We start from the raw sequence: 17,742 nt of genomic DNA, 5'->3' as shown, positions 1-17,742 counted from the left end.
GACGATCAGATCCCGGCCGTTTGCCGCGTCCGGCATGTTTGCGGGACGGGCCGTGCGCTGACTAGTTTGCAGAGCCGCTCACGTCCCCTTCCCCAAGGATGAATTTCACATGAAGCAGTCTGCTGCCAGGACTCTCGGCGTCGCCGCTCTCGGTGCCGCTTTCGCCGCTGCTGCCGCGGGTACCGCCTCCGCCACCGCGCTGCCCGTCGGCGCCGCGCCCGCCCTGCCGATCGTCGGTTCCGCGCTGGGTACCGCCACCCAGACCGTCCCGGTCCAGGACATGGCCGCAAAGCTCCTCGGCAGCGGTCAGACGGAGGTCGTCAACGACGCCATCGCCCCGGTCACGGGCCTGCTCGGCGGACTGCCCGCCGGTGGTGTGACCACCAGCGGCATGTCGACCAACGGTCTGCCGCTCGGCGGCTGACCCCCGTACGTACGCCGGTGGGGCGGGCGCCCGGATCGGGTGCCCGCCCCACCGGCGTACGTAGGTCACCGCCTCACCAGGCTGTGGTCGCCGACGACTTCTCGGCCGGCAGCAGCAGCCACAGCGCCAGATAGAGCAGAAACTGCGGGCCCGGCAGCAGGCACGAGACCAGGAAGATCACGCGCATGGTTCCCGCGGACGTGCCGAAGCGCCGTGCCAGCGCTGCGCACACTCCGCCGATCATGCGTCCGTCACGGGGGCGGGCAAGTGCGGCCATGGGATGCTCCTTCGCGAACCGTTGCCGGAGAGCAGCTCCGTCGTGCTCCCCGTGCATCCATGGTGGCTCCGCGAACAGGGGCAAAGCGTCGCTCTACGGTGCGATACCGACCCTGGAAATCGTCGGGGTCGACCCCTGAGGCGTCTCGTCCCTGGGGCGGGGAACGCGCCCCACCCTCTCCTGCCCACGGCGGCGCAGCCGTCTGCGGCCCATCGGCACCACCAGCAGATGGGCGAGCCCCACACCGACGGTGTTCAGCAGCATCGAGTCGACGTCGACGACCTGCCCCGGCACGCCGGTCTGCGCCAGCTCGATCGCCAGGGATATCAGCGCCCCGGCGGCGACGGTACGGGCCAGCGAGGCCCACGGGGACACCAGGAGCCGTCCCCCGGCGATCGGCAGCAGCACCCCCAGCGGCGCCAGCAGCAGCAGTCCCGATCCGATCCGGTGCGCCGCCTCGGCCGGGCCGAGGGCCAGGTCCGCCCTTATGCCGGCAAACGGCCGGAGATTCGCGGCCGTCATCCACGGCACATCCAGCGGACGCAGAGTCAGCCACCCGACAAGCAGCAGATGCGCGAGGAGGAGGAACACCCCGACCGCGCGGAAGCGGATGACGGCTTGGCCGTCCGAACCTTGACGCACGCCTTCCAAGACGCCGGTACCGGCGGGATCGGTTCCGCCCTGCCCCCGGACGGTCCGAAGCCCACCCGGCGGTGCGGGGCCCCGGCCCTCAGGACACCTGGTCCGCGCCGAGCGTCGGCACGGACTCCGGCCGGTCCTTCGTCTCCGAGGTGCACAGATAGCCACGCGGCGGATAGTTCCCGGGCCCGCCCAGCACCACCGTGCCGTCCGAGGTGAGCGACTCGCTCTCCGCGAACGTGCAGACGATCTGCGCCAGAGCCTGTGACGGCAGGTCCTCGGGCTGCTCGCTGAGCCGCAGCGCGCCCGCCGGGTCACTGCCGCGAGCCCCGTTGATCTGCAGGGTCGCCGGTACGTCGGTGGAGAAGCCGGCCTGCCGCTCGTCGGCGGCCGGTTCCTGCTGCAGCTCGTCGAGGAGCGCCTGCGCGATCCGGATCCGGTTCGACTTCACGCCCTCGACCTGCACCGTGCGGTCCACCGTGACCAGCTGCGAGGCGCAGACCAGGTAGATCTGCACGGGGATGCCCCGAATCGCCTCCGTGCCGACGTCCTCCGCGGACATCGCGCACGGCACCCGGGACGGTGCGGGGCCGGCGTCGACCGGCACCGACGTGGTCCTGATCCCGCACCCGGCGGCCAGCACCGCGCAGACGACGGCGCCGGCCAGCGTCGCGGTGGTGCGGCGCGCCCCGTGCGTACGGCGGTTGCCGCGCCTCACGTCGCGTCCCCCTTCTCGTCCCGGGCCTGCGCACGGTGATCCCGTTCGGTGCGGGTGCGGGCGAGCTGTTCCGCGTCGCGCGGCAGACGCAGTACGAACACCGCGCCGTCACCGTCCGGTGAGTTCGAGGCCGTGATGTCACCGCCGTGGATGTGCGCGTTCTCCATGGCGATCGACAGACCGAGCCCGCTGCCCTCGGAACGGGGCCGGGAGGCGCTGGCCTTGTAGAAGCGGTCGAAGACGTGCGGCAGGACGTCCTCCGGGATACCGGGGCCGTGGTCGCGCACCTCGATGACGAGTTCGTCGCCGTCGGTCCGTACCGCGACCCGTACCGGCGAACCGCCGTGCTTCAGCGCGTTGCCGATCAGGTTCGCCAGGATGACATCGAGCCGGCGTGGATCGAGGCGGACCATCATGCCGCGCTCGGCGTCCAGATCCACCGCGTCCAGCCAGGCGCGGGCATCGATGCAGGCGGTGACCTGGTCGGCGACGTCGACCGTGTCGAGGACGAGCCGGGCCGTACCCGCGTCGAAGCGGGTGACCTCCATCAGGTTCTCCACCAGGTCGTTCAGCCGCCGGGTCTCGCTGACCACCAGATGCACGGCCGGCGCGATCATCGGGTCGAGGCTGTCGGCCTCGTCCTCCAGCACCTCGGCGACCGCGGTGATCGCGGTGAGCGGGGTGCGCAGTTCGTGCGACATGTCGGCGACGAACCGGCGGCTGGACTCCTCCCGCGCGCTCATGTCCGCGACCTTCTTCTCCAGCGAACTCGCGGCTCTGTTGAACGTACGGGAAAGATCGGCCAGTTCATCGGTGCCGGACACCACGAGCCGGGTGTCGAGCTTGCCCTCGCCGAGCTTGCGCGCCGCGTCACCGAGCCGCTGCACCGGCCGCAGCACCGTCGTCGCGGCGGCCTGCGCCAGCAGCGCGGAGCCGACGAGGGCGAGTCCGGTGGCGATGCCCAGCGACCAGGCAAGGGAGTTGAGGTCCTGCCGCTCCTGGTCGAGCGACTTCAGCATGTAGCCGGTCGGACCACCACCGATGATCTTCGTTCCGGCCACCAGGTACGGCGTACCGCGGATCGAGGTGCGCTGCCAGAACAGGTGGTACGGGTAGGTGCTGCCCGACTCCTCCGGCTGCCGCTTGTTGACCTGCTGCTGCAGTGAGAGCGGAACGTTGTCGAGCGTGAACGTGTCCAGGTTGGAGTTGCCGACGATCGGCTTGCCGCCGTCGCGCTTGTCGACGAGCAGCACGCTGTAACCGGGACTGCTGCTCGCCATCTGCACGGCGGTGTTCTGCAGATCGTCCTTGGTGGGGCGCAACGGCAGCGACGCCGCCCGGTTCTGCATCTCCTGCCGGAAGTCCCCGAGCGCCGCGTCCTGTGTACGTGTCAGCACGGCCTCGCGATTGAGCCAGTACGCGATCCCCGAGGCGGACACCGCGGCGGTCAGCGCCACCAGCGCGAACACCACGACGAGCCGCAGCCGCAGACTGGTCCAGCGAAGACCGGTGAGCAGTCCGCGCCTGGCAGCATCGCTCACTGAGGCGAGTCCAGCCGGTAGCCCACGCCCCGCACCGTACGGATCAGGGTCGGCGAGGACGGTACGTCCTCCACCTTGGCGCGCAGCCGCTGCACGCACGCGTCGACGAGCCGGGAGTCACCGAGGTAGTCGTGCTCCCAGACCAGCCGAAGCAACTGCTGCCGGGACAGGGCCTGTCCCGGTCGGCGGCTCAGCTCCAGCAGGAGCCGCAGCTCGGTCGGCGTGAGCTGGAGATCCTCGCCGTTCTTGGTCACCGTCATCGCGGAACGGTCGATGACCACGTTGCCGAACGTCGCCGAGTCGGTGGACTCGCGCTCACCGCGGCGCAGCACCGCGCGGATCCGGGCGTCGAGCACCCTGCCCTGCACGGGTTTGACCACGTAGTCGTCGGCGCCGGACTCCAGTCCGACCACGACGTCGATGTCGTCGCTGCGCGCGGTCAGCAGAATGATCGGCAACTGGTCGGTGCGCCGGATGCGCCGACACACCTCGAAGCCGTCGATGCCGGGCAGCATCACATCCAGCACGACCAGGTCCGGCCGCTGCTCGCGCAGCAGCTTCAGGCCGTCCTCTCCCGTCGCCGCGGTGGCCACACGGTGGCCCTGGCGTGACAGCGAGAGTTCGAGGGCCGTGCGGATGGCGTCGTCGTCCTCGATCAGCAACAGGAAAGGCACGGGGGTCATTCTGGCCCATGGTGGAGCCTCAGTTCGACACTTGAAGCGCTCTCATGCATTCGGCACGCCGAGGAAATGGCCTGTGACAGGTCTGTGACAGTCGGCGGACAGCGCCATGAAACTGCCCGGGCAAGCTCAGTGACACAAGGAACGGACGGATTTCACCGACGGGGGGCGCGAGATGAACGCACTGCACAGCACCACCTCAAGCGCAGTTGTCACGCGTCTCCACGACGTCGGCAGGGGCACCGAGAAGTCCGGCTCCGGAGGGGGTGCCACCCTGCTCGAGCGGAACCGGGAGTTCGGGGCAGGGCGGGGATGCGTTCGTGCCACCGGGCGTCCGTACCCGTCGGCTGCGGAGCAAGGGCGCAATCCCTGCATGACGGTGGTCGACGCACCCGTGGGGGCCGGCGGGGGAGCCGGGTACGGGGAGGGCTCGGGAGAGCGGAAGCCCCGGACGGAGGTCTCGGACGCCGAAGCGGCGTTCACCGCCTATGTCGAGGAGCGCCGCGCCTCCCTGTACGCGACCGCCTACCACCTGACCGGTGACCGGTTCGAGGCCGAGGATCTGCTGCAGAGCGCCCTCTTCTCGACGTACCGGGCATGGGACCGGATCAGCGACAAGGCGGCGGTCGGCGGGTATCTGCGCCGCACCATGACCAATCTGCACATCAGCGCGTGGCGCCGGCGCAAGCTGAACGAATACCCGACCGAGGAGCTGCCGGAGACGGCGGGCGACACGGACGCGATGCGCGGCACGGAGCTGCGCGCCGTGCTCTGGCAGGCGCTGGCGCGGCTGCCGGAACTCCAGCGCACGATGCTGGTCCTTCGGTACTACGAGGGCCGCACGGACCCGGAGATCGCGTCGATCCTCGACATCAGTGTCGGCACGGTGAAGTCGAGCATCTGGCGGTCGCTGCGGCGGCTGCGCGAGGACGAAGTGCTCAGCTTCGGCCGTGACGAGGAGGAGTCCTTCGGCGAGCTGGTGGCCTGAGGCGACAGGGGGAGGACGGGGGCCACTGCTTCGGGGGAGGCGGTGGGTCCACGGGGGTACGGGGGCGCAGTGGGGTCGGATGGGCCGGGGGGTCCCGTCCGGCCCCGCAGTGCGTGTGGGCGGCGGGTGCGAGGATGCCGTTCTTGCGGGGCAGCTCCGGCCCCCGGTTGTCACCTGCCGGCGGGCGCGAGGGCTTTGCACGGCACGGGCTCGAGGTGCTGCGGTCAGTCGCGGGAGCCCGGGATCACCAGGCCTGATTCGTAGGCCGTCACCACCGCCTGGGTCCGGTCGCGCAGGGCCAATTTGGCCAGGATGCGGCTGACGTGCGTTTCCACCGTCTCCTCGGTGATCAGCAGGCGCGTCGCGACCTCCGGATTGGACAGGCCCTCCGCCACCAGGCGCAGGACCTCCGTCTCCCGGGGGGTGAGTGCGGCGAGGGCGGCCGGGGGCGCGGGGTCCGGCCTGCGGTGCCGGCCGGCGAATTCGCGGATCAGACGGCGGGTGACCGTCGGTGCCAGCAGGGCCTGGCCGGCCGCGATGACGCGTACCGCGTCGAAGAGCCGCTGGGCGGTGACGTCCTTGAGCAGGAAGCCGCTGCGCTGCTCGGAGGCGTGCTGGCCCTCAGGCTGCGGGACGCGTGAACCCGCGGCGTCCTCCCGGCTACGCCACCTCGCGCGCCACCGGCGCCCGGCGGCAGCGGCCGGCTGCGGCTGCCGCCAGGCGGCCCAGTGCCTCCTGCTTCCCGCAGGGATACGCACCGAGCGCTGTCTGCCGCGCCACTATCCGGCGTTCCGCCCGCATCAGCCGCCAGCCCCGTCGCAGCAGGAACGGCACGGACTTCCGGCCTTCGCGCAGATCCCGCAGCAGCCTGCGGCGGAACGTCGTCGAGGGGCGGCCGCGCAGGCACAGCGCGTCCGCCAGGACACCCAGCTCCTGGCAGCGCTCCACTATGTCCGCCGCGAAGATGCCCTCGGCCACGAACAGCGGAGTGCGCTCGATGTGGAATGCCTCGCGGTCGACACGGGAACTGGTGGCGATGTCGTACACCGGGACGTGCGTACGCCCCGTGCGGCACAGCTCAGTGATTGCGGCGACCGCCGCATCCGCGTCCCAGGACTGTGCGGAGTCCCAGTCGATGTCCGAACTGCCCGGGACGAGCGGCAGCGTGGGGTCGTCGCCCTCCTTGTAGAAGTCGTCCAGGCGCAGCACCGGAAGGTCGGTGCGGGCGGCGAGGGACGACTTGCCGGAGCCGGAGGGGCCCGCGAGCAGCACGACGCGGGTCGGAATCGGTTGGGAACTCACGGGACACCAGTGTGGGGCATTGAGCCGCGCAGGGGATCCCCCGGTGCCTGTGTTGGTATCCAGCATCACACCTCAACTACGCCACGCACCCGGATGATTACTCGATCGGTCTCGATCGGGTGGAACTCCATGGCACGTCATGCACTTTCCAGGTCCCGGCACCGCGTGCTGCTGCGCGCAGGTCTGACCGTCACCGCGGTGGGCGCCGCGTTCGGCGCGGGGGGTGCGGCCGCCCAGGTGGCGCCGCTGCCCATCGCGCCGCCCTCGGGCGCCACCGGCAGCCTCGGCACGGTGAGTGAGGCGGTCGGCGGCGCGGTCACCGGGGCGCTCGGGAGCGCGGTCTCGCCGGTCACGAAGCTGCAGCTCGACCCGCCGGCCAACGGGGTGGGCACGCAGGTGGCCGACTTCGAGCCGCTCTCCACAAGCATCGTCACCGATCCGCTGACCAGCGGTGATGCTCTGCAGGACCTGCCGCTGGTGGGTCGGGCGACCGGGCTGCTGCACGGCTGATTCCGGCGCGCGGAGCTGCGGCCCGCCCCTCCGCGGTGATGCGGAGGGGCGGGCCGCAGCTGTGTCGGTCAGTAGGAGGAACCCGAGGCGCCGAGCGCACCTGTCGGGTGCCAGACCGTCTTCGTCTCCAGGAAGGCCGTCAGGCGGTCCGTGCCCGGGTCGGCGGACCAGTCGTCTCCGTCCACAGCCTGTGGACGAGAAGTGCTCTCCCCTTCCTTCCCGGGGTGGTGGCGGGTGACGGACGGGCGACGGACCCGCTTCAGGTTGTCCGCCGCCGCGATCTCCAGCTCCTTCGCCAGCTCGGCGCCGGCGCCCGTGAGGTCGATCCCGTTGACGTCCTGGTGGGCCGCGAGCGGGGCCGCGAGCTCCGCCGTCCGTCCGGACAGGATGTTCACCACACCGCCCGGCAGGTCGGAGGTGGCCAGCACCTCGCCCAGGGACAGGGCGGGGAGCGGGGCGTGGGCGGACGCGATGACGACCGCCGTGTTGCCGGTCGCAATCACCGGGGCGACGACCGATACCAGGCCCAGGAACGACGACTCCTGCGGCGCGAGGACCGTGACCACACCGGTCGGTTCGGGCGTGGACAGGTTGAAGAACGGCCCCGCGACCGGGTTCGCCCCGCCCACGATCTGGCCGATCTTGTCGGTCCAGCCCGCGTACCAGACCCAGCGGTCGATCGCCGCCTCCACGACGGCCGCCGCCCTGGACTTCGACAGCCCTTCCGCGTCCGCCACTTCGCGTACGAACTGGCCCTTGCGGCCCTCCAGCATCTCCGCGATGCGGTAGAGGATCTGGCCGCGGTTGTACGCCGTCGCGCCCGACCAGCCGCCGAACGCCTTGCGGGCGGCCACGACCGCGTCACGCGCATCCTTGCGGGACGACTGCGGGGCGTTCGCCAGCCACGTGCCCTTGGAGTCCGTCACCTCGTACACCCGGCCGCTCTCGGAGCGGGGGAACTTGCCCCCGACGTACAGCTTGTAGGTCTTGAAGACAGTGAGTCGGTCAGTGCGCTCACTCATCAGCGCTCACCCTCCGGGTTCGACGGGGCGAGGTACGCCTCCAGGCCGTGACGGCCGCCTTCGCGGCCGAAGCCCGACTCCTTGTAGCCGCCGAACGGCGAGGTCGGGTCGAATTTGTTGAATGTGTTGGCCCAGACGACGCCCGCCCGGAGCTTGTTCGCCACCGCGAGGATGCGCGAGCCCTTCTCCGTCCAGATGCCGGCCGACAGGCCGTACTGGCTGTTGTTGGCCTTGGCGACCGCCTCGTCCGGCGTGCGGAACGACAGGACGGACAGCACCGGGCCGAAGATCTCGTCACGGGCGACGGTGTGCGCCTGGGTGACGTTCAAGAACAGCGTCGGGGCGAACCAGTAGCCGGCCGACGGGAGTTCGCACGGGGCGGACCAGCGCTCGGCGCCCTCCGCCTCGCCCGTCTCGACCAGGGCCGTGATCCGGGAGAGCTGCTCCGCCGAGTTGATCGCGCCGATGTCCGTGTTCTTGTCCAGCGGGTCGCCGAGGCGCAGCGTGGACAGCCGGCGCTTCAGGGACTCCAGGAGTTCGTCCTGGACGGACTCCTGGACCAGCAGCCGCGAACCCGCGCAGCAGACCTGGCCCTGGTTGAAGAAGATGCCGTTGACGATGCCCTCGACGGCCTGGTCGATCGGGGCGTCGTCGAAGACGATGTTCGCGCCCTTGCCGCCCAGCTCCAGGGTGACCTTCTTGTCCGTGCCCGCGACCTGGCGGGCGATGGCCTTGCCGACCGCGGTCGAGCCGGTGAAGGCGACCTTGTCGACGCCCGGGTGCTCGACGAGGGCCGCGCCCGCGTCCCCGTACCCGGTGAGGATGTTCACGACACCCTTGGGCAGGCCCGCCTGACGGCAGATGTCCGCGAAGAACAGGGCGGAGAGCGGGGTCGTCTCGGCCGGCTTGAGCACCACCGTGTTGCCGGTGGCGAGCGCCGGGGCGATCTTCCAGGCCAGCATCAGCAGCGGGAAGTTCCACGGGATGACCTGACCCGCGACGCCGAGCGGGCGGGGGTTCGGGCCGTAGCCGGCGTGGTCGAGCTTGTCGGCCCAGCCCGCGTAGTAGAAGAAGTGCGCCGCGACCAGCGGGAGGTCCGCGTCGCGGGTCTCCTTGATCGGCTTGCCGTTGTCGAGGGTTTCGAGAACGGCGAGCTCGCGGCTGCGCTCCTGGATGATCCGGGCGATCCGGAAGAGGTACTTGGCGCGCTCGGAGCCGGGCAGCGCCGACCACTTCTCGAACGCCTTGCGGGCCGCCTGCACGGCCCGGTCGACGTCCGCGGCGCCGGCCTGCGCGACCTCGGAGAGGACCTCCTCGGACGACGGCGAGACCGTCTTGAAGACCTTGCCGTCGGCCGCGTCGGTGAACTCGCCGTCGATGAACAGCCCGTACGAGGGCGCGATGTCGACGACCGACCGTGACTCGGGGGCGGGTGCGTACTCGAATGCAGATGCCATGGGGATCAGTCCACCGTCACGTAATCGGGGCCGGAGTAACGGCCGGTGCTGAGCTTCTGGCGCTGCATCAGCAGGTCGTTGAGCAGGCTGGAGGCGCCGAAGCGGAACCAGTGGTTGTCCAGCCAGTCCTCGCCGACGGTCTCGTTGACCAGGACGAGGAACTTGATCGCGTCCTTCGAGGTGCGGATGCCGCCGGCGGGCTTCACGCCGATCTGCACCCCGGTCTGCTGCCGGAAGTCGCGCACCGCCTCCAGCATCAGCAGGGTGTTCGCGGGCGTGGCGTTCGTCCCGACCTTGCCGGTCGACGTCTTGATGAAGTCCGCGCCCGCCAGCATCCCGAGCCAGGAGGCGCGGCGGATGTTGTCGTACGTGGAGAGTTCGCCGGTCTCGAAGATGACCTTGAGGCGGGCGTCGGTGCCGTCGGCACGGGCGCACTCGGCCTTCACGGCGAGGATCTCCTCGTACACCTTGAGGTAACGGCCGGAGAGGAACGCACCCCGGTCGATCACCATGTCGATCTCGTCGGCCCCGGCCGCCACCGCGTCGCGGACGTCCGCGAGCTTGACGTCGAGCGCGGCGCGTCCGGCCGGGAAGGCCGTCGCGACGGACGCCACCTTCACGCCGGAACCGGCCAGCGCCGCGGCGGCCGTCGCCGCCATGTCGGGGTAGACGCAGACCGCGGCGGTGCGCGGGGTCGTGCGGTCGGTCGGGTCGGGGTTGACGGCCTTGGCGGCGAGAGCCCGGACCTTGCCCGGGGTGTCCGCGCCTTCCAGCGTCGTCAGGTCGATCATCGAGATGGCGAGGTCGATGGCGTACGCCTTGGCCGTCGTCTTGATCGAACGGGTGCCGAGGGACGCGGCGCGCGCTTCGAGGCCGACGGCGTCGACGCCGGGCAGCCCGTGCAGGAAGCGGCGCAGCGCACTGTCGGACGCGGTCGCGTCGGAGAAGGGGATACCTCCCACGCGTTCGGCCGTGGTGGAGGGTGCAGTGGTGGGCATGGTCACCAGGGGAGCATATCTACGCGCGTAGCGGCCTGTACAGGGGGGCCCGGCTTCCGGGTTTGTACGGGCACCGGTCCTGCGGGCGGGCGCCCGCTCCGTCACTCCTTCTGAGCATCATGCAGAATTGGGCCCATGACGAGCCCCACACCCCCCGCCGAGCCCACGTACGCCGACCGGGCCTTCCGGTCGCTCGCCGGGCTGGTGGGCGGTGTGCTGCTGATCCTGCTCCTCGGCTGGATGGGCATCGACGCGGCGTTCCGGGGCCACGGACGGGTGCCGTGGCTGGCGCTGTCCGGGCTGCTGACGGTCGTGCCGCTGATCATCGCGTTCACGCTGCGGCCGGCCGTGTTCGCGAACGAGCAGCGCATCCGGATCCGCAACCCGTTCCGGACGATCACGATGCCGTGGACGTCGGTCGCGGGCGTGCGGGCCAGGTTCTCCACCGAACTGTTCACCCAGGACGGCAAGAAGTACCAGCTGTGGGCGGTGCCGGTGTCGCTGCGGCAGCGGAAGAAGGCGGCGCGGCAGCAGTCGCGCAAGTCGCAGGACGATCCGTACCGGCGGACGTCGGTGCATGCGGACGTCCAGGACACGAAGGCGCGGATGGCGGCGACGGATCAGGCCGTGGCGGATCTGCAGGAGCTCGCCGAGCGGGCGGCGGGCGGCGGCGCCGACGGCGCCGGGGCGGCCGAGGTGCGGTGGGCGTACGAGCTCATGGCGCCTGCGGTCGTGGGCGCGGTGGCGTTGGTCGTGCTGCTGGCGGTCGGCTAGGAGAACGGGAGGCACGGCCTTCGGCCGCGCCTCGTCCCTCATCCCCATGCCCTCCAGGGGCCTGCCTGATCCGGCCGGGCGTTGCCCTCACGTGCCGGGCATGTGCGGTGGTCCGACGCTGTGGCTCTGCGGCGGACCGACACCCGTATCGACTCGGTGGTGCAGTGGTACGGACGGCCGCCTCGACCTCGGCGGCGCGGTCCGCACCAGCACCATGCGCGAGCCGGGCCGGGCCGGGCGGCATGCAGGGCCCGAACCCGGCCGAAGGGGCGGAGCCGCTCAGATTCCGGCGGCCGCCGACAGATCCCGCTTGATCCCGGTGAGCAGCTCGGCTCCCCTCGCGCGGGCGGCGGGGAGCTCGCCCGCCGAACCGACCGGCACCACGACCTCCAGGTAGCACTTGAGCTTCGGCTCGGTGCCGCTCGGGCGGACGATCACCCGGGCACCCTGCAGGTGGTAGCGGAGACCGTCGGTGGGCGGCAGCTGCTCCGTCCCCTCCGACAGATCCTCGGCCGAGGTGACGGCGAGGCCCGCCAGGGCGGCCGGCGGGGTCTCGCGCAGCCGCCGCATCGCGTCCGCGATGACCGAGAGGTCCTCCACCCGGACCGACAGCTGGTCGGTGGCGTGCAGCCCGTGCTCGACCGCGATGTCGTCGAGGAGATCGAGGAGCGTGCGCCCCTGCTCCTTGAGCACGGAGGCCAGCTCGGCGACGAGCAGTGCGGCCGTGATGCCGTCCTTGTCGCGTACGCCGTCGGGATCGACGCAGTAGCCGAGCGCCTCCTCGTACCCGTACCGCAGGCCGTCGACGCGGGCGATCCACTTGAAGCCGGTCAGCGTCTCCTCGTACCCGTTGCCGGCCTTCTCGGCGATCCGGCCGAGCAGCGACGAGGAGACGATCGATTCGGCGAAGACGCCGGTGGCACCGCGGGCGACCAGATGCGCGGCGAGCAGCGCGCCGACCTCGTCGCCGCGCAGCATCCGCCAGCCGCCGTCCACCGTGGTGTCCGGCACGGCCACGGCGCAGCGGTCGGCGTCCGGGTCGTTGGCGATGACGAGGTCCGGGTTCGCACGCCGGGCGGTGGCGAAGGCGAGATCCATCGCGCCGGGCTCTTCCGGGTTGGGGAAGGCGACGGTGGGGAACGCCGGATCGGGCTCGGCCTGCTCGGCGACGAGCACCGGAGCGGGGAAGCCGGCGCGGGCGAAGGCGGCGGTCAGGACGGACGTGCCGACGCCGTGCATCGCGGTGTACACCGCCTGGGCGGTACGCGGGGACCCGGCGGCGAGCACCGCGTCCGTACGGGCCAGATAGGCGTCCAGGACCTCGTCGCCCAGGATCTCCCAGCCGCGCTCCGGCCGGTCGACGCCGGCCAGCGGGCCGACCGCGGCGATCGCGTCGGCGATCTCGCCGTCGGCCGGGGGCACGATCTGCGAGCCGTCACCGAGGTAGACCTTGTAGCCGTTGTCGCGCGGCGGGTTGTGGCTGGCGGTCACCTCGACACCGGCGACGGCACCCAGGTGCCTTATGGCGTACGCCAGGACGGGGGTGGGCAGCGGGCGGGGCAGGACCGCCGCCCGCAGGCCGGCGCCCGTCATCACGGCCGCGGTGTCACGGGCGAAGTCGGCGGACTTGTAGCGGGCGTCGTACCCGATGACGACCAGGCCGCCGGCCTGTCCCTGCGCCTTCAGATACGCGGCGAGCCCGGCGGCGGCACGGATGACGACGGAGCGGTTCATCCGCATCGGACCGGCCCCCAGCTCGCCGCGGAGTCCGGCGGTGCCGAACTGCAGCGTGCCGGCGAACCGTGCGGCGAGCGCGTCGAGGTCCTCGGTGTCGATGAGCTTGGCGAGCTCGTCGCGGGTCTCGGGGTCGGGGTCCTCGGCGAGCCAGGTCCTGGCCCGGGCGATGAGGTCCTGCTGCTGCACGGTGTCCGCCTTTCGGGGTGAGTGGTGTGTGTGGTGGGGCGGGGTGGGTGACGTGGCGCGGGATGGGCCGCTGCGCGGGGCCTGTTCCCCTGCCCGTCCCTTCCCGAAACCGGCTCCGCCCCGGCCCCCGGCCCCGGAACGGGCCGCCGAAGGCGCCCCGCCCCCGCCGGATCAGATGCGGTCCAGCACCCGCGCCAGCAACGACCCCATCCGCGCCGCGGAGTCCCGCCCTGCCTGCAGTACCTCTTCATGGTTCAGCGGCTCCCCGCTCAACCCGGCGGCCAGATTGGTGACGAGCGAAATGCCCAGCACCTCCGCCCCCGCCTCGCGCGCGGCGATCGCTTCGAGCACGGTCGACATGCCCACCAGGTCGCCGCCCATCACACGCACCATGTTGATCTCCGCCGGAGTCTCGTAGTGCGGGCCGGGGAACTGCACGTACACGCCCTCTTCGAGCGTCTCGTCGATCTCCTTGCACAGCGCGCGCAGCCGCGGCGAGTACAGGTCGGTGAGGTCGACGAAGTTGGCGCCGACGATCGGCGAGGCCGCGGTCAGGTTGATGTGGTCGCTGATCAGGACCGGCTGCCCGGGGCGCATGCCCTCGCGCAGACCGCCGCAGCCGTTCGTCAGGACGACCGTCTTGCAGCCGGCGGCGACGGCGGTACGGACGCCGTGCGCGACGGCGGCGACGCCACGGCCCTCGTAGAAGTGCGTGCGGCCGAGGAAGACCAGGGCGCGCTTCTCGCCGATCCGGTACGAGCGGATCGTGCCGCCGTGGCCCTGGACGGCCGGCGGCGGGAAGCCGGGGAGTTCGGTGACCGGGAATTCGGCCTCCGGCGCGCCGAGCGCGTCGCCCGCAGGTGCCCACCCGGAACCCATCACGAGGGCGACGTCGTGGGTCTCGGCACCGGTCAGCTCGCGCAGGCGGGCAGCGGCGTCGGCAGCGGCGGCGTGCGGGTCGCCCTGGATGTTGTCCGGAATAACAGATGCGTTCACGCGGATGAGCGTAACCGGTGATTCCCTACGCGCGTAGATGCCCCTGCGCAGAGTCTCCGCACAGCCCTTCGTACTTTCACACAGGGGCCGACGGGAGCCCGCGCCTCAGCAGGGGCGTTTGCGCAGCTCCATCACATAGTCGTGCGGCGCGCCCGCCGACTCGGCGGCGTCCGCCAGCTCGCCCAGATAGCGGGCGGAGGGCAGCCCGCCCTCGTACGCGTTCAGCACGTACATCCAGGCCGGCTCCTCGCCGTCCAGGGTGTGCACACGCACCCGCATCCGCCGGTAGATGTCGAGCCCGACACCCTCCCAGCGGTCCATGGAGTCCTCGTCCATCGGCGCCAGGTCGTACAGAGCCACGAAGACCTGCGAACGCGGCGCCTCCACCACGGTGGCCAGCGCGCCTTCCCAGCCCATCTGCTCCCCGCCGAAGGTCAGCCGCCAGCCGTTGAGCCAGCCGGTGCCGCGCAGCGGGGAATGCGGTGCGCGGCGGGTCATCAGCCGCGCGTCGAGGTTGCCGGCGTACGCGGCGTAGAGCGACATGGTTCCGAGGGTACGGGAGGTGGCCCCGGGAGCGGAGAATCCTGTGACGAAGACCCCGCCGAACGCCGAGGCAGGGGGGCCTGCCGGGAGCCTGCCGGCGTCCTCGCCGCGGCGCGCCCGGGGGCTCGTCTCACGTATGGAGGGCCCCGGGGCGAAGCATCTTGGCGCGTGCGGGACAATGGAGTACGTACTGCATTCCCCCGGGGTGATCCCCCGGACCCCCGGCCGGGGCGGCAGACGGCCGCGGGATGACATACGCGAGGCGGACTTTTCGTGACCCGGATCGTGATCATCGGCGGCGGACCCGGCGGGTACGAGGCGGCACTGGTGGGCGCCCAGCTCGGCGCGGAGGTGACCGTCGTCGACTGCGACGGCCTCGGCGGCGCGTCGGTGCTCACCGACTGCGTGCCCTCGAAGACCCTGATCGCGACGGCAGAGGTGATGACCACCTTCGACTCTTCGTACGAGGAGTTGGGCATCATCGTCGCCGACGACACGCCGCACATCGAGCAGGCGGCGCGGGTGGTCGGCGTCGACCTCGGCAAGGTCAACCGACGGGTGAAGCGCCTCGCGCTCGCCCAGTCCCACGACATCACCGCCTCCGTCACCCGTGCGGGTGCACGGGTCGTGCGCGGCCGGGGCAGGCTCGTGGGCCTCCAGGCCGCCGACGGCTCCCGCAAGGTCGTCGTCACCGCCGCCGACGGTACGGAGGAGGCGCTCACCGCCGACGCCGTGCTGATCGCGACCGGCGGCCACCCCCGGGAGATCCCGGACGCGCTCCCGGACGGTGAGCGCATTCTCAACTGGACCCAGGTCTACGACCTCGACGAGCTCCCCGAGGAGCTCATCGTGGTCGGCTCCGGTGTCACCGGTGCCGAGTTCGCCGGTGCCTACCAGGCGCTCGGCTCGCGCGTCACCCTCGTCTCGTCCCGCGACCGGGTGCTGCCCGGCGAGGACCCGGACGCGGCCGCCGTGCTGGAGGACGTCTTCCGGCGCCGCGGCATGAACGTCATGGCCCGCTCGCGCGCCCAGGCGGCGAAGCGCGTCGGCGACCGGGTCGAGGTGACGCTCGCCGACGGCCGCGTGATCACCGGTTCGCACTGCCTGATGGCTGTCGGCGCGATCCCGAACAGCGCGGGCATGGGCCTGGAGGAGGCCGGGGTCCGGCTCAAGGACTCCGGCCACATCTGGACCGACAAGGTCTCCCGCACCAGCGCCCCCGGCGTGTACGCGGCCGGTGACGTCACCGGCATCTTCGCGCTCGCCTCGGTCGCCGCGATGCAGGGCCGGATCGCGATGTACCACTTCCTCGGTGACGCGGTCGCCCCGCTGAACCTGAAGACGGTCTCCTCGAACGTCTTCACCGACCCGGAGATCGCCACCGTCGGCTACACCCAGGCGGACGTCGACTCCGGCGTGATAGACGCTCGTGTGGTGAAGCTGCCGCTGCTGCGCAACCCGCGCGCCAAGATGCAGGGCATCCGGGACGGCTTCGTCAAGATCCTGTGCCGGCCCGGCACCGGCATCGTGGTCGGCGGCTGTGTCGTCGCGCCGCGGGCCAGCGAGCTGATCCACCCGATCTCGATCGCGGTCGACAACAATCTGACGGTGGAACAGATCGCAAACGCTTTCACTGTGTACCCGAGCCTGTCGGGATCGATCGCAGAAGTGGCACGTCAGTTGCACACCCGGAAGCGCGCCGGCGAGGCGTAGGAACCCGGCATTCCCCGGCAACTCCCGGCAACTCAGGCGGGCGGAGCGTCGGTGGCCGGTCAGTAGGGAACAACAACGGGGCCGCCTATACCACTTGGCGGCCCCTTGTATGTACAACTTCTGTTATTCGGCGCAAACTGCTGAAAACCTCCGGGTGGTCACGTTACTGTCAGTTTCGTGTTCGCTGCAGAACGTCGTCAGTTGATCCTCGAAATGGTGCGCGCCAACGGGGCGGTATCGCTCCGTGAGCTCGCCCGCGTCGTCCAGACCTCCGAAGTGACCGTACGGCGGGACGTGCGGGCACTGGAGGCAGAAGGACTCCTCGACCGCCGTCACGGCGGTGCGGTACTGCCGGGCGGTTTTACGCGGGAGTCCGGCTTTCCGCAGAAATCCCATCTCGCCACCGCGGAGAAGACCGCCATCGCCGACCTGGCCGCGGGCCTCGTCGAAGAGGGCGAGGCCATCGTCGTCGGTGCCGGTACGACCACGCAGGAGCTGGCCCGCCGGCTCGCGCGGATCCCCGGCCTGACCGTCGTCACCAACTCGCTGCTGGTCGCCCAGGCGTTGGCCCATGCCAACCGGGTGGAAGTGGTGATGACGGGTGGCACCCTGCGAGGCTCCAACTACGCCCTGGTGGGCAGTGGCGCGGAACAGTCGCTGCAGGGCCTGCGGGTGTCGCGTGCCTTCCTGTCCGGAAGCGGGCTCACCGCGGAGCGCGGGCTGTCCACGTCCAACATGCTCTCGGCGAGCGTCGACCGGGCACTGGTGCAGGCCGCCGCGGAGGTGGTGGTCCTCGCCGACCACACCAAGCTCGGCTCCGACACCATGTTCCAGACGGTGCCCACGGATCTGATCACCCGTCTGGTGACGGACGAACCCCCGGCCCACGACGACCGGTCCGCCACCGAGCTGCAAGCGCTGGCCGACCAGGGCGTGCAGATCGCGGTGGCCGGTGCGGGGGCGGGGCCGGTCGGGACCGACTCCCTGCCGTCGGGACGTCAGGCACGCCGTGACATGCCGTTGCCCGGTCAGCGGCGTACGCATGGGGGCCCCGGACCGCAACTGCGCAGCGCGGCGGCGTCCATGGCGGACCCGTCCCCGGGCGACCGGGCCCGGGTGGCGGACCTGCGCCGCCGCTGAGGGGTGGTCCCGTGATCCCTGGCGGGCGCAGGCGGGATGCCGAGTCTCTCGAGGGGTCCCCCACGCCGTGAGGTCATGGGGGAGTGTGAGGAGCGCG

19 protein-coding genes are annotated in these 17,742 nt (G+C 71.3%); 6 read left to right on the top strand and 13 right to left on the bottom strand.

What is annotated here, in order from left to right; all coding sequences use genetic code 11:
• Nucleotides 1–109 precede the first annotated feature (109 nt).
• The gene (locus OG878_RS16020) at nucleotides 110–424 is read left to right on the top strand and encodes a hypothetical protein (RefSeq protein WP_328887440.1); all 315 of its coding nucleotides are present in this window, start codon (nucleotides 110–112) and stop codon (nucleotides 422–424) included.
• A gap of 73 nt (nucleotides 425–497) precedes the next feature.
• Here OG878_RS16020 and OG878_RS16015 read toward each other — a convergent pair whose 3' ends face one another.
• The 5 genes from OG878_RS16015 to afsQ1 form a co-directional block, all read right to left on the bottom strand.
• Nucleotides 498–701: a PspC domain-containing protein gene (locus OG878_RS16015; protein WP_328887439.1), complete on the bottom strand. Its 204-nt coding sequence runs from the start codon at nucleotides 699–701 to the stop codon at nucleotides 498–500.
• Nucleotides 702–794: 93 nt separating this feature from the next.
• Entirely contained in the window at nucleotides 795–1,343 is a 549-nt protein-coding gene (locus OG878_RS16010; RefSeq protein ID WP_328887438.1) for a VanZ family protein, read from the bottom strand.
• An 88-nt stretch (nucleotides 1,344–1,431) separates the two neighbouring features.
• Complete coding sequence (locus OG878_RS16005) at nucleotides 1,432–2,058, bottom strand: hypothetical protein (protein ID WP_328887437.1); 627 nt, start codon at nucleotides 2,056–2,058, stop codon at nucleotides 1,432–1,434.
• Nucleotides 2,055–3,599 carry a HAMP domain-containing sensor histidine kinase gene (locus tag OG878_RS16000; protein WP_328887436.1) on the bottom strand — a complete coding sequence of 515 codons (1,545 nt, stop codon included), beginning with the start codon at nucleotides 3,597–3,599 and terminating at the stop codon, nucleotides 2,055–2,057. The genes OG878_RS16005 and OG878_RS16000 overlap by 4 nt, the downstream gene beginning before the upstream one ends.
• Entirely contained in the window at nucleotides 3,596–4,273 is a 678-nt protein-coding gene (gene afsQ1, locus OG878_RS15995) for a two-component system response regulator AfsQ1 (protein WP_176902165.1), read from the bottom strand. Before afsQ1 ends, OG878_RS16000 begins: the two co-directional genes overlap by 4 nt.
• A gap of 181 nt (nucleotides 4,274–4,454) precedes the next feature.
• Between afsQ1 and OG878_RS15990 the strand changes: the two genes are divergently transcribed.
• Nucleotides 4,455–5,267 carry a SigE family RNA polymerase sigma factor gene (locus OG878_RS15990; RefSeq protein WP_328887435.1) on the top strand — a complete coding sequence of 271 codons (813 nt, stop codon included), beginning with the start codon at nucleotides 4,455–4,457 and terminating at the stop codon, nucleotides 5,265–5,267.
• Between the two features lie 224 nt (nucleotides 5,268–5,491).
• On the opposite strand, the gene OG878_RS15985 is transcribed toward OG878_RS15990, so the two are convergent.
• Together OG878_RS15985 and OG878_RS15980 are read right to left on the bottom strand one after the other, a co-directional pair.
• A complete protein-coding gene (locus tag OG878_RS15985; RefSeq protein WP_328887434.1) occupies nucleotides 5,492–6,025 on the bottom strand; it encodes a response regulator transcription factor in 534 nt (177 codons plus the stop codon).
• Nucleotides 5,928–6,635 carry a uridine kinase family protein gene (locus tag OG878_RS15980; protein ID WP_328887433.1) on the bottom strand — a complete coding sequence of 236 codons (708 nt, stop codon included), beginning with the start codon at nucleotides 6,633–6,635 and terminating at the stop codon, nucleotides 5,928–5,930. The genes OG878_RS15985 and OG878_RS15980 overlap by 98 nt, the downstream gene beginning before the upstream one ends.
• Nucleotides 6,636–6,698: 63 nt before the next feature.
• Here OG878_RS15980 and OG878_RS15975 point away from each other — a divergent pair, with 63 nt between their 5' ends.
• Nucleotides 6,699–7,079 (top strand): hypothetical protein, encoded by a 381-nt coding sequence (locus OG878_RS15975; protein WP_328887432.1) that lies wholly within the window; start codon nucleotides 6,699–6,701, stop codon nucleotides 7,077–7,079.
• 68 nt (nucleotides 7,080–7,147) lie between these two features.
• Here the strand turns inward: OG878_RS15975 and OG878_RS15970 are convergent, their stop codons facing one another.
• Genes OG878_RS15970 through deoC form a run of 3 tightly spaced genes read right to left on the bottom strand, consistent with a single transcriptional unit; the run spans nucleotide 7,148 to nucleotide 10,556 of the window.
• Nucleotides 7,148–8,101: an aldehyde dehydrogenase family protein gene (locus OG878_RS15970; protein ID WP_328887431.1), complete on the bottom strand. Its 954-nt coding sequence runs from the start codon at nucleotides 8,099–8,101 to the stop codon at nucleotides 7,148–7,150.
• The gene (locus OG878_RS15965) at nucleotides 8,101–9,558 is read right to left on the bottom strand and encodes an aldehyde dehydrogenase family protein (RefSeq protein WP_328887430.1); all 1,458 of its coding nucleotides are present in this window, start codon (nucleotides 9,556–9,558) and stop codon (nucleotides 8,101–8,103) included. Before OG878_RS15965 ends, OG878_RS15970 begins: the two co-directional genes overlap by 1 nt.
• Before the next feature lie 5 nt (nucleotides 9,559–9,563).
• Nucleotides 9,564–10,556, bottom strand: coding sequence for a deoxyribose-phosphate aldolase (gene deoC / locus OG878_RS15960; protein WP_328887429.1), 993 nt, complete (start codon nucleotides 10,554–10,556; stop codon nucleotides 9,564–9,566).
• Between the two features lie 135 nt (nucleotides 10,557–10,691).
• Here deoC and OG878_RS15955 point away from each other — a divergent pair, with 135 nt between their 5' ends.
• Nucleotides 10,692–11,330 (top strand): PH domain-containing protein, encoded by a 639-nt coding sequence (locus OG878_RS15955; RefSeq protein ID WP_328887428.1) that lies wholly within the window; start codon nucleotides 10,692–10,694, stop codon nucleotides 11,328–11,330.
• 279 nt (nucleotides 11,331–11,609) lie between these two features.
• On the opposite strand, the gene OG878_RS15950 is transcribed toward OG878_RS15955, so the two are convergent.
• From OG878_RS15950 to OG878_RS15940, 3 genes are all read right to left on the bottom strand, one after another.
• Nucleotides 11,610–13,253 carry a phospho-sugar mutase gene (locus OG878_RS15950; protein WP_328887427.1) on the bottom strand — a complete coding sequence of 548 codons (1,644 nt, stop codon included), beginning with the start codon at nucleotides 13,251–13,253 and terminating at the stop codon, nucleotides 11,610–11,612.
• Between the two features lie 171 nt (nucleotides 13,254–13,424).
• Nucleotides 13,425–14,249, bottom strand: a complete 825-nt coding sequence (locus OG878_RS15945; RefSeq protein ID WP_328887426.1) for a purine-nucleoside phosphorylase — start codon at nucleotides 14,247–14,249, stop codon at nucleotides 13,425–13,427.
• 105 nt (nucleotides 14,250–14,354) lie between these two features.
• Complete coding sequence (locus OG878_RS15940; RefSeq protein WP_030914674.1) at nucleotides 14,355–14,792, bottom strand: gamma-glutamylcyclotransferase; 438 nt, start codon at nucleotides 14,790–14,792, stop codon at nucleotides 14,355–14,357.
• Between the two features lie 273 nt (nucleotides 14,793–15,065).
• Between OG878_RS15940 and OG878_RS15935 the strand changes: the two genes are divergently transcribed.
• Nucleotides 15,066–16,505 carry an NAD(P)H-quinone dehydrogenase gene (locus OG878_RS15935; RefSeq protein WP_328887425.1) on the top strand — a complete coding sequence of 480 codons (1,440 nt, stop codon included), beginning with the start codon at nucleotides 15,066–15,068 and terminating at the stop codon, nucleotides 16,503–16,505.
• 177 nt (nucleotides 16,506–16,682) lie between these two features.
• Entirely contained in the window at nucleotides 16,683–17,645 is a 963-nt protein-coding gene (locus tag OG878_RS15930) for a DeoR/GlpR family DNA-binding transcription regulator (RefSeq protein ID WP_328887424.1), read from the top strand.
• Nucleotides 17,646–17,742: the final 97 nt, after the last annotated feature.

This window comes from Streptomyces sp. NBC_00316, from assembly GCF_036158715.1.
GTDB lineage: Bacteria > Actinomycetota > Actinomycetes > Streptomycetales > Streptomycetaceae > Streptomyces.
Note: the sequence above shows the minus strand (reverse complement) of the source record. Positions and strands in the feature narration are given on the sequence as shown.

Excerpts from the sequence above, each read along its gene's own strand:
- OG878_RS16020 (WP_328887440.1), top strand. The coding sequence starts at position 110 with ATGAAGCAGTCTGCTGCCAGGACTCTCGGCGTCGCCGCTCTCGGTGCC.
- OG878_RS16015 (WP_328887439.1), bottom strand. The coding sequence starts at position 701 with ATGGCCGCACTTGCCCGCCCCCGTGACGGACGCATGATCGGCGGAGTG.
- OG878_RS15990 (WP_328887435.1), top strand. The coding sequence starts at position 4,455 with ATGAACGCACTGCACAGCACCACCTCAAGCGCAGTTGTCACGCGTCTC.
- OG878_RS15980 (WP_328887433.1), bottom strand. The coding sequence starts at position 6,635 with ATGCTGGATACCAACACAGGCACCGGGGGATCCCCTGCGCGGCTCAAT.
- OG878_RS15975 (WP_328887432.1), top strand. The coding sequence starts at position 6,699 with ATGGCACGTCATGCACTTTCCAGGTCCCGGCACCGCGTGCTGCTGCGC.
- OG878_RS15970 (WP_328887431.1), bottom strand. The coding sequence starts at position 8,101 with ATGAGTGAGCGCACTGACCGACTCACTGTCTTCAAGACCTACAAGCTG.
- OG878_RS15965 (WP_328887430.1), bottom strand. The coding sequence starts at position 9,558 with ATGGCATCTGCATTCGAGTACGCACCCGCCCCCGAGTCACGGTCGGTC.
- deoC (WP_328887429.1), bottom strand. The coding sequence starts at position 10,556 with ATGCCCACCACTGCACCCTCCACCACGGCCGAACGCGTGGGAGGTATC.
- OG878_RS15955 (WP_328887428.1), top strand. The coding sequence starts at position 10,692 with ATGACGAGCCCCACACCCCCCGCCGAGCCCACGTACGCCGACCGGGCC.
- OG878_RS15940 (WP_030914674.1), bottom strand. The coding sequence starts at position 14,792 with ATGTCGCTCTACGCCGCGTACGCCGGCAACCTCGACGCGCGGCTGATG.